Annotated in this window: 18 protein-coding genes; all 18 read right to left on the reverse strand. The window is 56.1% G+C overall.

Features of this window, described 5'->3' with window-relative positions:
• Positions 1 to 32: 32 nt before the first annotated feature.
• Positions 33 to 479 (reverse strand): S1 domain-containing RNA-binding protein, encoded by a 447-nt coding sequence (locus HMPREF7545_RS08850; RefSeq protein WP_006695399.1) that lies wholly within the window; start codon positions 477 to 479, stop codon positions 33 to 35.
• A 94-nt stretch (positions 480 to 573) separates the two neighbouring features.
• Positions 574 to 873: an FtsB family cell division protein gene (locus HMPREF7545_RS08855; protein ID WP_040571357.1), complete on the reverse strand. Its 300-nt coding sequence runs from the start codon at positions 871 to 873 to the stop codon at positions 574 to 576.
• Positions 851 to 2008, reverse strand: coding sequence for an MGDG synthase family glycosyltransferase (locus HMPREF7545_RS08860; protein ID WP_006695401.1), 1158 nt, complete (start codon positions 2006 to 2008; stop codon positions 851 to 853). The genes HMPREF7545_RS08855 and HMPREF7545_RS08860 overlap by 23 nt, the downstream gene beginning before the upstream one ends.
• A gap of 64 nt (positions 2009 to 2072) precedes the next feature.
• Positions 2073 to 2849 carry an SDR family NAD(P)-dependent oxidoreductase gene (locus HMPREF7545_RS08865; RefSeq protein WP_040571375.1) on the reverse strand — a complete coding sequence of 259 codons (777 nt, stop codon included), beginning with the start codon at positions 2847 to 2849 and terminating at the stop codon, positions 2073 to 2075.
• 58 nt (positions 2850 to 2907) lie between these two features.
• Positions 2908 to 3180: an HU family DNA-binding protein gene (locus HMPREF7545_RS08870; protein WP_006696982.1), complete on the reverse strand. Its 273-nt coding sequence runs from the start codon at positions 3178 to 3180 to the stop codon at positions 2908 to 2910.
• Between the two features lie 145 nt (positions 3181 to 3325).
• Entirely contained in the window at positions 3326 to 4036 is a 711-nt protein-coding gene (locus HMPREF7545_RS08875; protein ID WP_006695404.1) for an SAM-dependent methyltransferase, read from the reverse strand.
• Positions 4015 to 7308, reverse strand: coding sequence for a transcription-repair coupling factor (gene mfd, locus HMPREF7545_RS08880; protein ID WP_006695405.1), 3294 nt, complete (start codon positions 7306 to 7308; stop codon positions 4015 to 4017). The genes HMPREF7545_RS08875 and mfd overlap by 22 nt, the downstream gene beginning before the upstream one ends.
• Positions 7305 to 8915, reverse strand: coding sequence for a CTP synthase (gene pyrG, locus HMPREF7545_RS08885; RefSeq protein WP_006695406.1), 1611 nt, complete (start codon positions 8913 to 8915; stop codon positions 7305 to 7307). Before pyrG ends, mfd begins: the two co-directional genes overlap by 4 nt.
• Positions 8916 to 8938: 23 nt before the next feature.
• A complete protein-coding gene (gene rpoE, locus HMPREF7545_RS08890; protein WP_006695407.1) occupies positions 8939 to 9268 on the reverse strand; it encodes a DNA-directed RNA polymerase subunit delta in 330 nt (109 codons plus the stop codon).
• 26 nt (positions 9269 to 9294) lie between these two features.
• Positions 9295 to 10953, reverse strand: coding sequence for an arginine--tRNA ligase (argS, locus tag HMPREF7545_RS08895; RefSeq protein ID WP_006695408.1), 1659 nt, complete (start codon positions 10951 to 10953; stop codon positions 9295 to 9297).
• A gap of 16 nt (positions 10954 to 10969) precedes the next feature.
• Positions 10970 to 11401, reverse strand: a complete 432-nt coding sequence (locus tag HMPREF7545_RS08900; RefSeq protein WP_006695409.1) for a YwiB family protein — start codon at positions 11399 to 11401, stop codon at positions 10970 to 10972.
• 36 nt (positions 11402 to 11437) lie between these two features.
• Positions 11438 to 11902, reverse strand: a complete 465-nt coding sequence (locus HMPREF7545_RS08905) for a chemotaxis protein CheX (RefSeq protein WP_006695410.1) — start codon at positions 11900 to 11902, stop codon at positions 11438 to 11440.
• 3 nt (positions 11903 to 11905) lie between these two features.
• Positions 11906 to 12769: a response regulator gene (locus HMPREF7545_RS08910; RefSeq protein ID WP_006695411.1), complete on the reverse strand. Its 864-nt coding sequence runs from the start codon at positions 12767 to 12769 to the stop codon at positions 11906 to 11908.
• A 66-nt stretch (positions 12770 to 12835) separates the two neighbouring features.
• Entirely contained in the window at positions 12836 to 13201 is a 366-nt protein-coding gene (locus tag HMPREF7545_RS08915; RefSeq protein WP_006695412.1) for a VOC family protein, read from the reverse strand.
• Positions 13202 to 13276: 75 nt separating this feature from the next.
• Positions 13277 to 14752 carry a sodium/proline symporter PutP gene (gene putP, locus HMPREF7545_RS08920; RefSeq protein ID WP_040571358.1) on the reverse strand — a complete coding sequence of 492 codons (1476 nt, stop codon included), beginning with the start codon at positions 14750 to 14752 and terminating at the stop codon, positions 13277 to 13279.
• 138 nt (positions 14753 to 14890) lie between these two features.
• A complete protein-coding gene (locus HMPREF7545_RS08925) occupies positions 14891 to 15052 on the reverse strand; it encodes a rubredoxin (RefSeq protein ID WP_040571359.1) in 162 nt (53 codons plus the stop codon).
• A 155-nt stretch (positions 15053 to 15207) separates the two neighbouring features.
• Positions 15208 to 15975, reverse strand: coding sequence for a response regulator transcription factor (locus HMPREF7545_RS08930; protein WP_006695415.1), 768 nt, complete (start codon positions 15973 to 15975; stop codon positions 15208 to 15210).
• Positions 15968 to 17653: a sensor histidine kinase gene (locus tag HMPREF7545_RS08935; RefSeq protein WP_040571376.1), complete on the reverse strand. Its 1686-nt coding sequence runs from the start codon at positions 17651 to 17653 to the stop codon at positions 15968 to 15970. Before HMPREF7545_RS08935 ends, HMPREF7545_RS08930 begins: the two co-directional genes overlap by 8 nt.
• Positions 17654 to 17655: the final 2 nt, after the last annotated feature.

Genomic DNA, 17655 nt, shown 5'->3' on the forward strand with positions numbered 1-17655 from the left:
GCAGTCATTTCCGCATCAGCACTTCCCTGTAATCAGCCGCGGCGCGATCCGCGTCCGCCCCTCTTAGAATCTGTCTTGCGGCGCAAGTCCGTCAGCCGCTCGTCGCTGTCCTTCAGAAAGCGCGACAATTTATCTTCGAAGGAGGGAGAGCCCATCTGCCGTACAGCGGCAGTGCGCCGCATATCACGCGGGGGCCGCGAGGGCCGTGCAGGTGCCGCAGACGGCTGTGTCGGCACGGCAGGTTTAGCCTGAAGAGCCTTGATCGACAGTCCGATTTTTCCGCGATCATCGATGGTGAGCACCTTGGCCTTAACTTGATCACGCTCCCTGAGGAAATCGTGCACATCATTCACATAGACATCGGCAACTTCCGAGATGTGAATGAGTCCCGTCTTTCCTTCGGGGAGCTCGACAAAAGCGCCAAAATTGGTGATGCCCGTTACGACGCCCTCCACTATACTGCCAACTTCGATGGCCAAAGCATCTCTTCCCTTCAGCTACAACCAACGGGGTCTCCCCCAGTTTTCATGACCCGTTCATTATACAGGGCGAATATACCGCATGTCAAGAAATTCAATTGCCGCTCACGCGCCTTCCGGGTGCATAGGGAAGCTCTCCCGCCCCTGTCATTCCCAATTCCTCGCGCGCCAGCTTCTCGATATAGGGAAGCTCGCCAAGATGCGTCTTCTCCGCCTGCAGGCGATCATTTTCTGCCTGCGCCGCCGCAAGTCGCTCTGCTGCGATCTGCTGATCCTCGTGAACATGAGAGAGGTAGATGCCCTGCGATACGATCATCGAGCCAAAATAGCCCAAAACGATCAGCATGGCGATGACAAACCAGCGCGGTCTCCTAGAGCGTCTTCTCCGAGCCATCTGTATTTCCTCTCTTCCTTGTGAGCATCTTCATCAGAATCTCTGCCGTCCGCTGTGCAGCTCCCTCGCGCGCGCATGCGCGTGCTGCCTCCCGCATTGTGGGGATGCGATGAGCGAGGATTTCCTCCACCGCAGGGGCCATTCGCTCGCCCGGATGCAGCCATACAGCCGCACCGCGCCGAGTCGCGTAAACTGCATTCTCCGTCTCAGGCCCCGGAATTGGATCGTGGAGAAGCAGCGGAAGTCCCGCCGCAAATGCCTCGCTGATCGTGAGAGCTCCGGGTTTTGTAATGAGGAGATCTGCCGCACGCATCAGAACCGGCACCTCACGCGTATATCCCCAGACATGAATATCATGCCGCGACTTCTCTGCCGCTCGGCGCACATGTGCCTCGAGTGCACTGTTGTGCCCCGCGGCAACGAGGATGGAGAGATGTTCCCGCACCATCTCGAGCGCATCCAGTGTCCGTTCAATATCGCCGAGGCCAAGTCCTCCGCCCATGAGCAGGAGCGTCGGCAGGTTCTCCGTCAGTCCGGCCTTCCTGCGCGCCTCATGCTGCCCGAGGCTGCAGTTCGGCGGAATGATCGGGATGCCCGTTGCATGAACTTTACGGGAATCAAAGCCAAGCTCCGCCATCTGCTGCGCCATCGCATCCGTCGCGACAAAGTACGTATCCACACGGCCTGCGAGCCAGATCTCATGCAGGGCATAGTCTGTCAGAAGCGCCGCCAAGAGAAAAGAGCCGCCGTTCCTAGCGCGCCAAAGCGCAGCTGCTCCCTCGGGAAACGGATGGGTTGCAACGATGAGATCCGGTTGATACGAGCGTACAAGCCGCCCCATTGTGCGCACCATCACCTGCGCGAATGCGCTGCGTACAAGTCCCCCGCTTGACTTCTTTCCCGCGATGCGGAAAAACACATCATAGAGATCGGGGACAAAGCGCAGCATTGTCAAATAGATGCGCTTCATGAGATAGTGAATCGAACTTACCTCACGCGCCATGAAGTCCACAACATCAATCTTCATCCCTGCGGCATTCGGATGCTCTGCAAGGGCCGCACGTATCGCCTCGGCTGCCCGCATATGCCCCGCACCGATAGAGGCTGCCAGAATGAGAATATGGGCTTGTTCCATTCGCCGCCTCCTCGCACAATCATAATTATTGTATCACAATTTTGAACAGCGGACAATTTTTTTCTTACGCAAGCAATCCGCCGTCGACGGTGTAGATACTCCCTGTAATCCATGAGGCTGCGGACGAGGCAAGAAATACGATCACAGCGGCAGCTTCCTCCGATCTGCCGATACGCCCCATCGGATAGATATCTGCCATCTGCCGCAGCTGCTCCGCACGCGGCACATGCGGGGAGAGCTGACGCTCCGTGAGCGGCGTCAGAACATCGGCCGGCGCAACAGCATTGACACGCAGATGCTCGTGTGCCGTCTCGCGTGCAAGCGAACGCGTAAAAGCAATAATTGCTCCCTTTGTCGCCGCATATGCCGCACAAAAATAGTTGCCGCGCAGCCCGGCATCAGAAGCGACATTGACAATATTGCCGTGGGCTCTGCGCAAGTGCGGCATCGCGGCCTGCGTCAAATAGATCGTCCCCTTCAGGTTGGTGTCGATCATTTCATCCAGATCTTCTGCAGAGAGCGTCTCCGCAGCACCTTCCATATAGATGCCTGCAGAGTTCACGAGAACATCCAACACGCCGCATATGCGGACGGCCGCATCCACGGCTTTGCGGCAGTCCGAGGGGCTGCGTACATCACCGGCAAAAAAACGGACGCGCTCTTCCGCTGAGAGTACAGCAAGCGCATGGTTCCCTCTTTTTTCGTCACGCCCCATGAGCATCACGCACGCACCTGCGCGCAGAAAGGTCTCTGCGGCAGCGAGGCCGATGCCCGAGGTCCCGCCCGAGATCAGCACTGTTTTTCCAGCAAATGCATCAGCGGCAAAAACGGTCTTTTCCATATGCATCTCACAACATAAAAACTGGGTCCCCCGGAGGGAACCCAGTCGTCTTGGAGTCTCAGTTCACAGAATCCTTCAGAGCCTTGCCAGCCTTGAACACAGGGTTCTTCGAAGCCGGGATGTTAATCTCCTTACCCGTCTGCGGATTGCGACCCTTACGTGCCTTACGCGCCTTCACCTCGAATGTTCCGAAGCCGATGAGCTGAATCTTGTCGCCCTTGGAAAGTGCGCCCTTCACCGTCTCAAAGACGGCGTTGACAGCCTTTTCTGCGTCCTTCTTCGTGAGACCTGCCTGTTCTGCTACGTTTGCGACCAATTCCTGCTTGTTCAAAGTAGCGTCCTCCTTTAAGATATTCTCCATTTCCTCGGCGACCACATAGGGTCGCTCTGTCATGAGAGAATTTAACAGAATTACCTAGAAAAATCAAGGGGGAAAATAAAAAAAAAGCGTTTTTTTCGTAAAAAAAGCGTTTTTTTTAGCTTTTTTCCCAAAAAATAGGGGTATATGGAATAAAAAGCGTGGTCAAATGATCAATATCTTCCTGCCGATCGAGTTCAAAAAGCGGCACACGTCGAATCTGTTCGTCCGGGAGAGAAAGATGGTGCAGATAGACAACTTCCTGCATATCGGGAAAATGCTCCATCAGCAGAATTTTCAAGTCGGAGGCAAGTTCGCGTGAATAGAGCTGCGTGATAACAAGATCCTGCGCGGGAGGTGATGCAATCGTATCCTCATCCAATGCGTCGACAATCGAAAGCCCATGCACCGGATCGATGCCGAGGGCAGCGAAGAGCGGTTCCAAAAAGCTCATGCCAGGCAAAATTTCAAGAAGGATCCCTGCCTTCATTGACTTTTCACGCAGGAGCTGTATCGTACGTTCCGCAACGAACGGACTGCCGGGCACAAGATAGAGGATGTCCGTTTCTTTTGTGCGCACGAGCAAATCATTTGTGATCGCTTCATAGAGCTCGTCGAAATCCTTGGCGGCATCGTAAAAAGCGTCGTACGTTTCATAGGAAATATTGGCCTCATCAAGCGCCGCAGCTGCCGGATGAATGCGCGTCCGCAGAAGGATATGCCCAGCCTCCTCGATGCGCGTCCACGTCTCGCGTGTAATCAGGCCTGCTCCGCCCGGGCCGAGTCCTGCTGCGGTCAATTTTCCCGTCACGTCGTCCCCTCCTCGCATGCCATCTGCACAACTTCGAGCGCCGTATCCAAAATTTCCTTGCGTTCCTGCGGCAGGAGGCGTATCCGATAGCCGTCTCCCTCGGGCAGAGGACCGATGCGTCGGCCAAACGCACGGTCAAGACGCATGAGCGCTGGAAGCGGCAGCTTTTCTCCCGCAGGCAGAACAAGATCGAACGTTTCTCCCTTGACAGCAATGCTGCGTGCGCCGAATGTACGCGCGTAGTTCTTAATACGTGCGACATCGAGCAGGGCAAGCACGGGCGGACTTGGCTCGCCGAAGCGGTCGATCAGCTCATCCAGCAGACTGTCAATATCATCGTTCGTGCGGACAGCGGCGATCTTCTGATAGATCTCAATCTTATGCATGGCATCTTCGATATACCCGCCGTCAAGATACGCCTCCACAGGCAGATCAATGACCGTCTCCACAGGCGCTGCCGGCGGTGCCTCGCCCCTCTTCTTTGCGACAGCCTCCTCCAACAGCTTGACGTACATCTCAAAGCCGACTCCTGCGATATGCCCATGCTGCTGCGCGCCAAGAAGGCTCCCCGCGCCGCGGATCTCAAGATCGCGCATAGCAATTTTAAAACCGGAGCCGAGCTGCGCGAATTCCTTCATCGCCTGCAGGCGCTTTTCGGCCGTCTCGCTAAGAGCTTTATCGCGCCGATAGGTAAAGTACGCAAATGCCATTTTTGCCGAACGCCCGACGCGCCCGCGCATCTGATAGAGCTGTGAGAGACCGAAACGGTCGGCATCGTAGACGATAATCGTATTCGCGTTGGCAACGTCAATGCCGTTCTCGACAATACTGGTCGCGAGCAGGATGTCATAATGCCCCTCATAAAAGTCCATCATCACCTGCTCCAGGATATCTTCGTTCATCTGCCCGTGCGCGGAGGCGATACGAGCCTCCGGCACCAGCCGCATCAGATGTTCGCGCATGCGATCAATACTCTCTATACGATTGTAGATAAAATAGACCTGCCCCCCGCGGGAAAGCTCACGCTCAATCGCGCCGCGCATCATCGCGTCGCTGCTCTCCACAACATAGGACTGAACGGGCAGGCGGTCGGCCGGCGGCGTCTCGATGATGCTCATATCACGCGCGCCCGCAAGCGACATATGCAGCGTGCGCGGGATTGGGGTTGCAGAGAGCGTCAGCACATCCACTCCCGCTGCAAATTCCTTGATCTTCTCCTTCTGCGTGACGCCGAAACGCTGTTCCTCGTCCACAATCAAAAGGCCGAGATTCTGAAACCGCACACGTTTTCGGTTGAGAATCGCGTGCGTGCCGATAAGGATGTCCACGCGTCCGCGCGCCACGTCGCGCAGCGTCGCCGCCTGTTCGCGCAGACTGCGAAAGCGGCAGACGACATCCACCTTCGGAGCAAATTCTGCGAAGCGGGCAGCAAAGGTCTGGTAGTGCTGCTGTGCCAGAACTGTCGTCGGCACAAGCACGGCAACCTGAAATCCATCCATCGCCGCCTTAAATGCCGCGCGCACAGCGACTTCGGTCTTTCCGAAGCCGACATCGCCGCAGAGCAGACGATCCATCGGCTTCTCGCTCTCCATATCACGCTTGATCTCCGCCACCGCACGCAGCTGGTCGTCCGTCTCCTGATAGGGAAACGCCTCTTCAAACTCGCGCTGTCCCGCATCATCCGGCGTGAATGCATGTCCCTTCGCAAGCTGTCTCTCCGCATAGATTTCGAGGAGCTTGTCGGCGATATCCTCCACGGATTTCTGCGCCTTCGCGCGCGCGCGCGCCCAGTCTGCAGTTCCCATGCGGTGCAGACGCGGTACGGATCCTTCCGCCCCGATGTACTTTTGCAGGAGCCCGACCTGATCCGTCGGCACAAATAACTTGTCGTCGCCTCCGTACTGAATGTGCAAATAGTCGCGATGCACGCCCGCGACCTCGAGGGTTTCGACACCGATATATTTCCCGATGCCGTGCGAAACGTGAACAACGTAGTCGCCAGGCGCGATCTCTCGAAAATGGCGAATGCGGTCGCCTGCGGGTGCCATGCGGTGCAGCTTTGCTTTATGTCGTCCGAAAATGTCCTGTTCCGTGAGCACAGCAATATGAGATGTGCTCAGCTCAAAGCCCGCGCGCAGTGCCCCGGATGCAATGCCGACTGCGCCATCCTGCGCATCCCCTTCTTTGCGCAGGATGACCGCAGGGAGATTCCATCCGGTGAACATCTCGCGGATCAGATTCGCCCGTTCTCCGCTGCCTGCGAGCACCAGTACGCGCGTTTCATCCGCAAGATAGCGGCGCAATTCGCTCTCGAGCAGGGAAAACTGCCGCTGAAACGCCGTCATCGGCATCATCTGAAAGCCAATGAGAGCCGCCGGCGCACAGGAAGGAACCACGCGGTTCATCAGTGAAGCAAAGAGCTCGTGCCCCGCCGCCCCCGCTGCGACAAGCTCCTCCCATGAAAAGCTGCGCGCAGCACGTGTGGCATCTTCCTGAACGGCATCCTGAAGTGCCGAGATGAGGCGTGCCGGCTCATCGAACACCGTTACGGCACCTGCGCCAAGGTAGCTCAAAAAGCACGCCTCCCCTTCATCGTCCGCTGCGTGCAGCGGCATAACGGAAGCCGTGCTGATATTTTTAATAGAACGCTTGGTCAAGACATCGTATTCGCGCATGGAGTCGATCTCCGTATCGAAAAATTCGATACGGAGGGGCAAGAGGGCATTGATGGGAAAAATATCGACAATGCCGCCGCGCACACTAAACTGTCCGACGTGCTCGACCTCCATCACATGCTCATAGCCCAGAGTATCCAGCCGCGCCATCAGGTCCTCATGCGGGAGCATCATCCCGAGGCTGAGAGTAAGCGAGGCACGCGCGAACTCCGCTGCACTCAGCCCTCTCTGCGCGGCTGCGCCGATATCCGCAAGCACGATAATCGGCTCGTGTCGTAAAAGCCGCGCAAGGATATTCATGCGCTGTGCCGACCGCTCGAGGCCCTTTGCTGCACCGGGCGCAGCGAAGTCGATACGGTCCAGCTCCGGAAGTTCATAGATATCCGCTTCCGGCAGGAGTGTGACCAAATCCTCCTGCCACGCACGCAGAGCATCACGCCCGCTTGTTATGACGACAAGAGGACGCGGCGCGGCATCGTAGGCGGTAGCGACGGCAGCATGCTTCATAGAGCCGGCAAATCCATACGCGAGGATTCGCTGAGGGGTATCATCCAGCGCCTCCGCAAGCTGACGCACAGGACCGTCCGTACGCAATACGGAAAAAAGTGCGTTCATTTCGGAGCAGCTGCAAGCGCCGCGCGGACAAAGCCGGCAAAGAGCGGATGCGGATGATTCGGGCGCGACTTCAGCTCCGGATGGAACTGCGAGGCGACAAACCAAGGATGATCCGCAATCTCCACAACCTCCACGAGCCGATTATCCGGACTCGTCCCTGCAATGCGCATCCCTCTCTCTTCAAGCTGCGCACGATAAGCATTGTTGAACTCAAAACGATGCCGATGCCGCTCGCTGATTTCTGCTGATCCGTATTCTGTACGCGACAGCGAAGGTTCTCTGAGCGTGCAGGGATATGCACCAAGGCGCATCGTTCCGCCCTTTTCCTCCACATCGTGCTGATCCTCCATCAGCGCGATGACGGGATGCGGCGTCTCAGGAACAAACTCCGTACTGTGCGCGCCGGAAAGCCCCGCGACATTGCGGGCAAACTCAATAACCGCACACTGCATCCCCAAACAAAGCCCGAGGAATGGGATCCCCTTCTCGCGCGCGTATTGGATTGCGCGGATCTTGCCCTCGACACCGCGGTCGCCGAAACCGCCCGGCACAAGGATCCCCCTGCATCCGACAAAGAGCTCGTCAAGATCCGTATGCGCCTCCTCCAGCTCTTCGGCGTTGATCCATGCGATTTTTACCTGCGCATCGTTCTCGATGCCCCCATGATGGAGTGCTTCCGTCACCGACATATAGGCATCGGGCAGCGCGACATACTTTCCGACGACGGCGATCTTTACCCTCTTCGCAGGATGATTGATCTTAAAGACCATCTTTTCCCACGCCTCCATATTGGAGGGGTCGAAGTCCATTGCCATCTTCTCGAGCACAATGCGGTCCAGTCCCTCCTGCTGCATCATGAGGGGAACCTCATAGATTGTCGATGCCGTACGGTTCTCAATGACGGCATCCGCATCCACATCGCAGAACAGCGCAATTTTCTCCTTCATATCGCGCGGAATCGGCTGCTCTGTGCGGCAGACGAGGATATCGGGCTGAATCCCGATGGCGCGCAGTTCCTTGACGCTGTGCTGTGTCGGCTTTGTTTTGAGCTCGCCCGCCGCGCTGATGTAAGGAAGGAGCGTTACATGGATGTAGAGAGCATCGTTCTTGCCGACTTCCTTTTTGACCTGACGGATTGCTTCCAAGAACGGAAGACTTTCGATATCGCCGACGGTCCCGCCGATCTCCGTGATGACAACGTCGGCGTTGTCTGCCTTCGCCACATCGTAGACACGCTGCTTGATTTCGTTTGTAATATGCGGAATCACCTGCACGGTTGAACCGAGATAGTCACCGTGGCGCTCCTTATTCAGCACAGACGAATATACTTTCCCCGTCGTGATATTCGAACGCTTCGTCAGATTGATGTCGATAAAGCGCTCATAGTGACCGAGATCAAGATCCGTCTCAGCCCCGTCATCGGTGACAAATACTTCGCCGTGCTGATACGGGCTCATCGTTCCCGGATCAATGTTGATGTAGGGATCAAATTTCTGAATCGTTACCTTCAGTCCGCGATTCTTGAGCAGGCGGCCGAGCGATGCCGCCGTGATGCCCTTGCCGAGAGATGAAACAACGCCGCCCGTGACGAAAATATACTTTGCCATGCCGTTCCTCCGCTAGACTTCAATCAGTTCTGAATACTCTCGAGCTTCTTCTTGCGCGTGCTCTCCTTCGTGACAGCAGTCTTTGCTGTACCGGAGGAGGAACGCGAGGAGGAACGCTTGACTTCGGGAGGAACCCATTCGGTCAGCCCCCATTTGCTCTCTCCCTCATAGTGAAAGCGGCTGTCCATATTGAGCATCGTGTAAATCTCAGAGATTGCCATCGCAAGCGACTGCACCGGCTTATGCTTTGCCTCAATCACCTCTTGGATCAGTTCCTTATAGTGAACCGGAACTTTCTTCTGCGCGAGGATGTGATAGGCGACGTCAACCTCCGACATGCGTTCATAATCCATAGATATACTCCTTCCAAGCAAAACAGTTACATCTTTTCCGGCGCAGATACGCCAAGGACCCCGAGGCTGTTGCGGATCACGCGCCCCGCTGCCGAGACAAGGGCAAGGCGCGCAGATGCAAGCGCCGGTTCCTGACCGATGATACGGCACTTATTATAAAACGAGTGGAATGCACCCGCCAACTCGTGGCTGTAGCGTGCGATGCGCTGCGGCGCAAGTTCTGCTGCCGCACGTGCAATCTCCTCGGGATAAGCAGCAATCTTCTTAATAAGAGCAATTTCCGTCTCATCCGTCAAGAGTTCCAGTTCTGCCCCGTCCTTCGCCGCAATTCCTGCTTCATCCGCTTGACGGAAGATGCTCGAGATACGCGCATGCGCATATTGGATGTAGTAAACGGGATTCTCGTTGGTCCTCTTCTTCGCAAGGTCGAGATCAAAGTCCAGCTGGCTGTCGAGTGAGCGCATGAGGAAGAAGTAGCGCGCTGCATCGACGCCGACCTCCTCCATCAACTCACGCAGAGTCACGGTCTCCCCCGTCCGTTTGCTCAGCTTTACGAGCGCACCGTCACGATAGAGGCTCACCATCTGCAAAAGGAGCACCGTCAGCCGTTCCGGATCGTCTCCGAGCGCCGCAATCGCCGCCTTCACGCGTGCAACATAGCCGTGGTGATCGGCGCCCCAGATATTGATCATGCGCCCGTAGCCGCGCGCATATTTATCTGCATGATAGGCAATGTCTGCCGCCAGATAAGTAGGTACACCGTTATCGCGAAAGATTACGCGATCCTTGTCATCCCCATAATCTGTCGAACGGAGCCATACAGCGCCGTCCTTCTCATATGCCGAACCGCGCTCAAGCAGGACATCGACCACGCGGCGCACGGCCCCCGGATGAAGCGTGCGCTCGCTGAACCAGCGGTCAAACGTCACGCCAAAGTCCGCAAGGTCCTCCTCGAGTGCCGCGAGTTTCTCTCGATAGGCAAGGTCCTGGAAGATCTGCAGGCGCTCTTCCTCCGAGAGCAGGAGATACTTGTCTCCATCACGGTCAATAATGCGCTGCGCTGTGTCCACAATATCCGCACCATGATACCCGTTCTCCGGGAATACCGCCGGCTTGCCGAGGAGCTCCAGATAGCGTGCATTCACAGACACAGCGAGGAGATTCATCTGGTTGCCCGCATCATTGACGTAGTACTCGCTGTCCACCGCATAGCCCGCTGTACGCAGCAGCTTTACCAATGCAGAGCCGACCGCTGCGCCCCGTCCGTGCCCAACGTGGAGCGGCCCCGTCGGATTGGCGCTGACGTATTCAACCTGAATATGCCCTGCCTCCTGCGCGGGCAGCTGCCCATACTCCTCTCCCGCGGCAAGTACGGCACGCAGCGTATCGGCGAGCACGGTCTTTTTAAGGTAGAGATTGAGGAAACCGGGTCCTGCGATCTCCGCATGATCGAGCCAATCGCCCATGAGATGCTCTTTGATTGCCGCTGCGATCTTCTGCGGGGGCTGACGAAAGACACGCGCCGACTGCATGGCAAAGTTTGTCGCAAAATCTCCAAGCTCTTTTTCCGGCGGCTCCTCCAGAAGAATACGCGGCAATGCACCGCTCTCCGGCAGTTGTCCTTCGGCTTTCGCTGCCTCCACGGCACGCATGATCGCCTGCTCAATCTGCTGTTTGATATCCAACTTGACTTGATCTCCTTTATATTGGCTCGATTCTTATTTCCAGCATATTATCGCTTTGGCGCACGCCGTCCACATAGAGCGCGTAGAAAATATACACCTCCTCTATGCCATCTGGAAGCACGCGCGCACGCAGACGGCGCGTCACCGTTGTGAGCGCGAGGGTACCATACGGCGTACGGTAGCTGCTGGGGCACTCCTGTCCTGCGGCAAATCTCTGTGTATGGCGGACAACGCCGCTGCGCCGCAGCATCACCTCAGAGGTGCCGACCCGCAGCATCGTCGGGATCATCTCCCCCTCGATGAGCTCCGTATCGTCATAGCTCACATAACGGCTCTCTCCACGCAAAAAACGCCGTCCCTTGACGGACAGCGCTATGCGGCTCTCTTCACCGGCAGCATCCACCTGTCGCCCCGTGAGGAAGACACGCACCTGCTCCGCACCCTTCATCGAATTCTCCCTCCGATAAAAAGTGTCCGCATCACCCTAGTTCTGATCGACAGCAATATCCAGCTCCACAAGCTTGCCGCTCAGGTCCATCTCCACGACGAGGTACTGACCGTCGCTGATCTTTACCTCAAAGTCACTGCCGACCGTCAGCGACGGTGTCGAAATATCGACATCGAGACCGAGTCCCGTAATATTCGTCGCCGTATTTGCCGTCAACATGTTGCTCAGTTCTGAGATCGCGCTCTGTGCCATCTCGTCAAAAGACTCGACCGGCATCCCCATCATCATCGTAGATGCGATAAACTTTGCCGTATCCTCACTCATATTGTAGACAACATTCCCGCGAATCTGCTTTGTAAATCCCACCAAAACCGATACGCCGAGGCTCTTTGCCCGAGCGGAGGCAGCGTAGAGCTTCGTCCGCGTGGGCTCTGGAAAGCCCAGCATCGGCATCACCGTTATAAAGGCATCCACAAAAGGATTGATCAGTTTTGCGTCCATCGATTACTCTCCCTCTGCAAAGCCCACATTCATCTGCACCATTCCGATCGGCAGGTGCATGCTGACACAGAACGTCGTCATGCGCGGGCTCACAATATGTACCTGTGCTCCGCGAATCGTGCCCGGAGGCGTCAAGCGCAGTTCTTTCCCCTCAAGTACGTTGTTGACCTTTGAGACTGCACGGCCCGCGATAATATTCGCGGCCTCCTCCACAGCGTCAACAGCCTCGTCATCCCTGAGCGCCTCTATTGAGGAACGCCCGAGCATATGCATCGCAAAGGGTTTGAGCAGGGCTTCGTCGACATAAAAGATCGCGCGGCCCGTTGTAAATCCGGTAATGCCGATAATAACCGCGGCACCGCTCACATCGAGCGAACGCGGCTTATACGAGGAGATCTCCGTCGCTCCCTTCATATGAAGGAGCCCGGCAATCCCCTCTTGGAGCGCACGTTCAAACGGCTTGGCGTAGAGTTCTCGAAACGCGGACTCCTGGCTCGCCGATACCTCGCACACGAGATGAAGCGTGTCCATCAGATCGAGTTTTGATACCGGCTTTTGCAGAAATGCACGAATCCCGATCGCCTTCCCCTGCGTGATGAGTTTCAGATCCTTCATCGCACTGATCATCAGAATCTTCGCATCCGCATATTCGGCAAGAATGCGTCTGCTGCATTCGAGTCCGTTGGCATCGGGCAGATTCATGTCCATCGTCACGACATCAGGACGCAGCTCTGCATAGAGCTTCGACGCCTCCACAGCGTCCGCCGCCATGCCGCAGACCTCAAAATTGGTATCCCTTAAATGCTCAGCGATCATCATGCGGCTGATCTTGGAATCATCCACAATCAACACCCGCAGTTTTCCCATACAAGCTCACCCTCTTTTAAGGATTATTTCATGTATTTCCTATTATACACGAAACAATTGCTTTCGTCACATGTTTTTTGGAAGGACCTCTATCCAATATCCGTCCGGATCCTCGACGAAATAAATGCCCATCTCTGCATTCTCGTAGCAGATAACTCCCATCGCCGCATGTTTTGCACGGGCCCCAGCATAATCATCCGTATGAAGCGCAAGATGAAACTCCTTCTCCCCGAGATCATAGGGCTCTCTGCGCCCATGCAGAAAGGTCAGTTCCAACTCAAAGTCCGTCACGCCGTCCCACAGATAGACCAGCGTAAAATCCGGCGTCTCCATGCGCCGCTTCTCGCGAAAGCCGAACGCCTGCTCATAGAACTCCATACTGCGCGCGAGATCGAGCACATTGAAATTCACGTGCGTAAATGTAAATGCCATTTTATCCTCCCGTCCAAACAGACATGATGTCGAAAAAACGCCGTGCCTGAACGGCAAGCGCAGTAAGAACGATCCTCAGCCGCTGCGGTTCACGCGATCAAAGAGCTCTGTAACTTTCGCCGGCGGTTCTGCATCCATTTTGCTCACCGTATAGATCGCCAGGAAAGCGAGCAGAAACCCTGGAACAATCTCATAGAGTCCCAAGAGCGCAGCCTGTTTCCATATGAGCACGGTAATGCCGCCCGTCACAATGCCGGCGAGCACGCCGCGCTCCGTCACGCGCCGCCAAAAGAGGCACATGAGAAGCGCGGGGCCGAATGCCGCGCCGAATCCCGCCCACGCATAGGCCACCATATCCAAGATAAAGTTATCCGGACTGAGTCCGAGGTAGATGGCTGCCGCTGCAATTGCGAGCACCGAGAGTCGGCTTACCCAGACCAACTCCGCCTGCTGCGCTGCGGGGCGAAAGCTGCGCCGATAGATATCCTGTGCAAACGCTGATGCGGCGACGAGCAGCTGTGCCGACGCCGTACTCATGATCGCCGCGAGCACTGCAGCGAGAATCAACCCCGCTGCAATTGGAGGAAAAAGCTCCTCTGCCATCACGAGGAAAACGGTCTCTGCCGCCGTCCCCTCCAGAGGAGTCTGCAGATAGACCGCACCGACCATGCCGACCATAAGCGCTGCTGCAAGAGAGATGATGACCCATGCCATCGCAATGCGCGTCGCCTGCGGCAGTTCCTCCGCATGGCGGATGGCCATAAAACGCACGAGGATGTGTGGTTGTCCGAAGTAACCGATCCCCCAGGCCATCAGCGAAATAAACTCGATAAATCCGAGCGTCGAACCGTCTGCCTTCGTAAGCGGCGCAAAGAACGAAGCGTGATCCCGCGCAATCATCTCTGCCGTCGCCGTAAATCCGCCCAGCATCATGGCCGCCCCGATCGGAACCACGAGGATAGCAAAGAACATCATCACACCCTGGATGAAGTCCGTGCGCGACACAGCAAGAAAGCCGCCGACGAGCGTATAGAAAACGACGACCCCCGCACCGAGGAGGAGCGACGGCACATACGGCAGCTGAAAGATCGTCTCAAAGAGGCGTCCCGCCGCCACGAAGCCGGACGATGTATACAAAATGAAAAAAATCAGGATGAAGACCGCAGGGATGACGCGCAATGCCCCTGAAGAAGCCAGAAACCGATTTTCAAAAAAATCCGGCAGCGTCAGCGAATTATTTGCCAGCTCCGTATAGATGCGCAGGCGTGCCGCGACAAAGTGCCAGTTTGCCCATGTCCCGATGATGATGCCGAGCGCGATCCACCCTGCGTTCAGTCCCGCAACATAGGCAAATCCCGGAACGCCCATGAGCATCCACCCGGACATATCCGATGCTTCGGCGCTCATTGAGGTGACCCATGCGCCGAGCTTTCGATTCCCGAGGAAATAGTCGCTCATATTGTGCGTGCGGCGATAGTAGTAAACGCCGACCGCCATCATCAAAAGCATATAGACCAGAAATACCATGCTGATTTCAAGCTGTTCTGCCAAAGACAAGTCTCCTCCAGTAAAAAATATGTCGTTTATTATACGGGATTTTTCGGCGAAAAGCAAAAATATTTCAGGCGTACTTGCCTCTTGACAGAAAAAAGCCCCGCATGCGCGGGGCTGCACTCCGAAAGGTCAGTGTCATTCCTGCTGCTCAAACAGCCACTTGTCCACACCACAGAGCGGGCAGACAAAATCCTCCGGCAGATCTTCGAACGCCACGCCGGCGGCAAGATCGTAATCCGGATCTCCGACAGCCTCATCGTAGACCCAGCCGCAAACCGTACAAACCCATTTCTTCATGGAAAGCTCCCCTTTCATAATGAATACACAGACACAGCGCCAGCATATAATACACAACAGTATTGGGATATTCGACTTATATACAAGTTACTACCCAATAACTATTATTATATTACAATATTTTTTCTGTCTTGGCTAGGGGGTGCGTAAAATTTTTATAAATTTTTTTCGTACCGATATTCCGTCGGCTTAATACCCATGTGTTTTTGGAAAATCTTGCTGAAATAGCGTGTATCCTGATAACCGCAGGCAGCGGCAACAGTGTAGATACGCTCATCACTTTCGCGCAGCATGCGGCGCGCGCGGCGCAGGCGGCAATCAGTAAGATAAGCACTGAAAGAAGTGCCGCAGCGTGCAAAAAGCTTGTGCAGATAGCTGACGCTGAGTCCGAGCGCCTCTGCCACCTCACGCGCAGTAATCGGCTCCGCCATATGCTCCTCCATATGCCGCATGGCACGCAGGAGGTAGCCGCGGATCGGTTCCTCCTGCGGCAGACGGAGGGATCCAGAAGACTCCTGTACGGCCGAGGCACTGCGCAGACGCCTGCGCCTCTCGTCAATATGCGCTGCCGCGAGCTTCACCGCTGCAGCAAGATCTTCATCATCAATCGGTTTGAGCAGATAGGCGCATACGCCGAGTGCAATTGCCCGCTGGGCATATTCGAACTCGCCGTAACCGGACAGAATAATATACTCTGCCTCCAACTCCTCACGCAGACGTGCGATCACATCGAGCCCTGAGAGTCCCGGCATCTTGATATCCACAATGAGCACATCGGGACGATGCTCACGGGCCAGCAGAATCCCCTCCATGCCGCTGCCTGCAGCACCGATCACTTCGGCACCGAAATCTCCCCACGGCGTTAAGCGAACAATGCCCTGCCGCTGCATGGGCTCGTCATCGATCACAAGCACCTTAATCATAACGAGGAACCTCCTCCCAACATTTCAGCGTCAGTATTGCCTCTGTCCCCTTTCCCTCCGCGCTGTCCAAGGCGATCCCACAGGCCCGGTCTCCGTTCAGCACGGCGCGCATATGCACGTTATAAAGTCCGAAATGATTGTCATCCCGCCGCGCAAGCACTTCCCTCTGACGCTCCGCCGAGATCCCCTGTCCGTTATCCTTCACGCGAAAGACGATATGATCATCCTCGCAGCGCCCCGTAATCGCAATACGTCCGCTGCTCTCTGCACGCTCTATTCCATGCTGTATCGCATTTTCAACGAGCGGCTGCAGGATCAGTTTCGGTACATAGTATCCGCGGATTGCGGAATCCACGCGGATGTCAACCTTCAGCCGCCCGGCAAAACGCCGCTGCTGGATCTTCAGATACGTACGGAGAAAGACGAGTTCCTCTGCGATCGTCACATACTCCTTCATGCTGACAGAGGCGCGCAGCAGTTTTCCGAGCTGGACGGCAATATCCGCAGCACCTTCATTGTCGCCGAGCTTGGCGCTCCACTTGATCAGATTGAGCGTATTATACATAAAATGCGGCCGGATCATCTCCGTCAGCGACTTGACCTGTGCTATGCGCAGAGTCCGTTCCCGCGCGCGGTTCTCGGCAAGAAGCGTTCGGATATGCGCAATGAGATTGTTAAACGTGAGCGCGAGCTCACCGATCTCATCACTGCGCTGAATGTCAACCTGCACAGAGAAATCATCCCGGCGGCGCACGCGGCGCATTGCCGTCGTCAGCGTATGCAGCGGGCGCCAAAGATGACGGCTCAGTCGGCAGGCAAGATATGCCGTCAGACAGAGTGCAATGATATCCGCTGCGACAACGAGGCGAAATAGATAATTCAGCGGCGCAGGATCCATGCGCTGCCGCAGATGCACCTCAAATCCCGTATTGGGCGAGGCGTATGAATTGTCACGGAATGTCCTCTCCCCCTCATGAGGCGGGGAAAAAGCAGGGGGAAAGCCCTCGCGGTGACGATTGAGCATATCCATCATGACATAGCCGTAGCGATCCGTCAGGATAATCTGCCCCTCATTGCCGTCCTGCACACGCTGGATGAGCGGGATAAGAGCCTCGTACCTCATATCGATAACGGCAAAGCCGAGCAGTTCTCCGCCCCGCCGAACGGCATATGCCATCGAGAAGACCGTATCCTTCTGGTCTGCCGCATAGCGATCGGCAGCCAGAGCGACCCAGCCCTGCTCCTGCATTGCTCGCCCAATGAGGCCCCAGTGCAAGTTCTCCGGCAGATGATAGGCACGCGGCAGATCATCCGTAGCAATGATCTGGTGTCCATCGGCTGAGATCAGATAGATCGCCGCCTCGCCGGATCTGCCTGCAAGGGCCGCGTACAAGTCGCTGTAAATGTGTTCGGCCTCCGTGCGCGTTCCTCTCAGAAACGATTCCGTCTCATCCCGCGCAAGAAGCGGCTCAATCATCTGCTGATAACGCAGCATAAGATGGTCGATCTCTACAGAGATCCGCTGCACCTCTGCATGTCCGCCCTGCTCCTGCATCGCCTCATACATATGATCAGCTGCATAGAGAATGACCGCAGAGACCACCAGCAGCGGCAAAAATCCGCCGGCCAGCAGATAGATGAGCAGCCTCTTTTGATAGTTGATACCGTAATGGAGCATCA

Source organism: Centipeda noxia ATCC 43541, from assembly GCF_000160555.1.
In the GTDB taxonomy this organism is placed as follows: Bacteria; Bacillota; Negativicutes; order Selenomonadales; family Selenomonadaceae; genus Centipeda; species Centipeda noxia.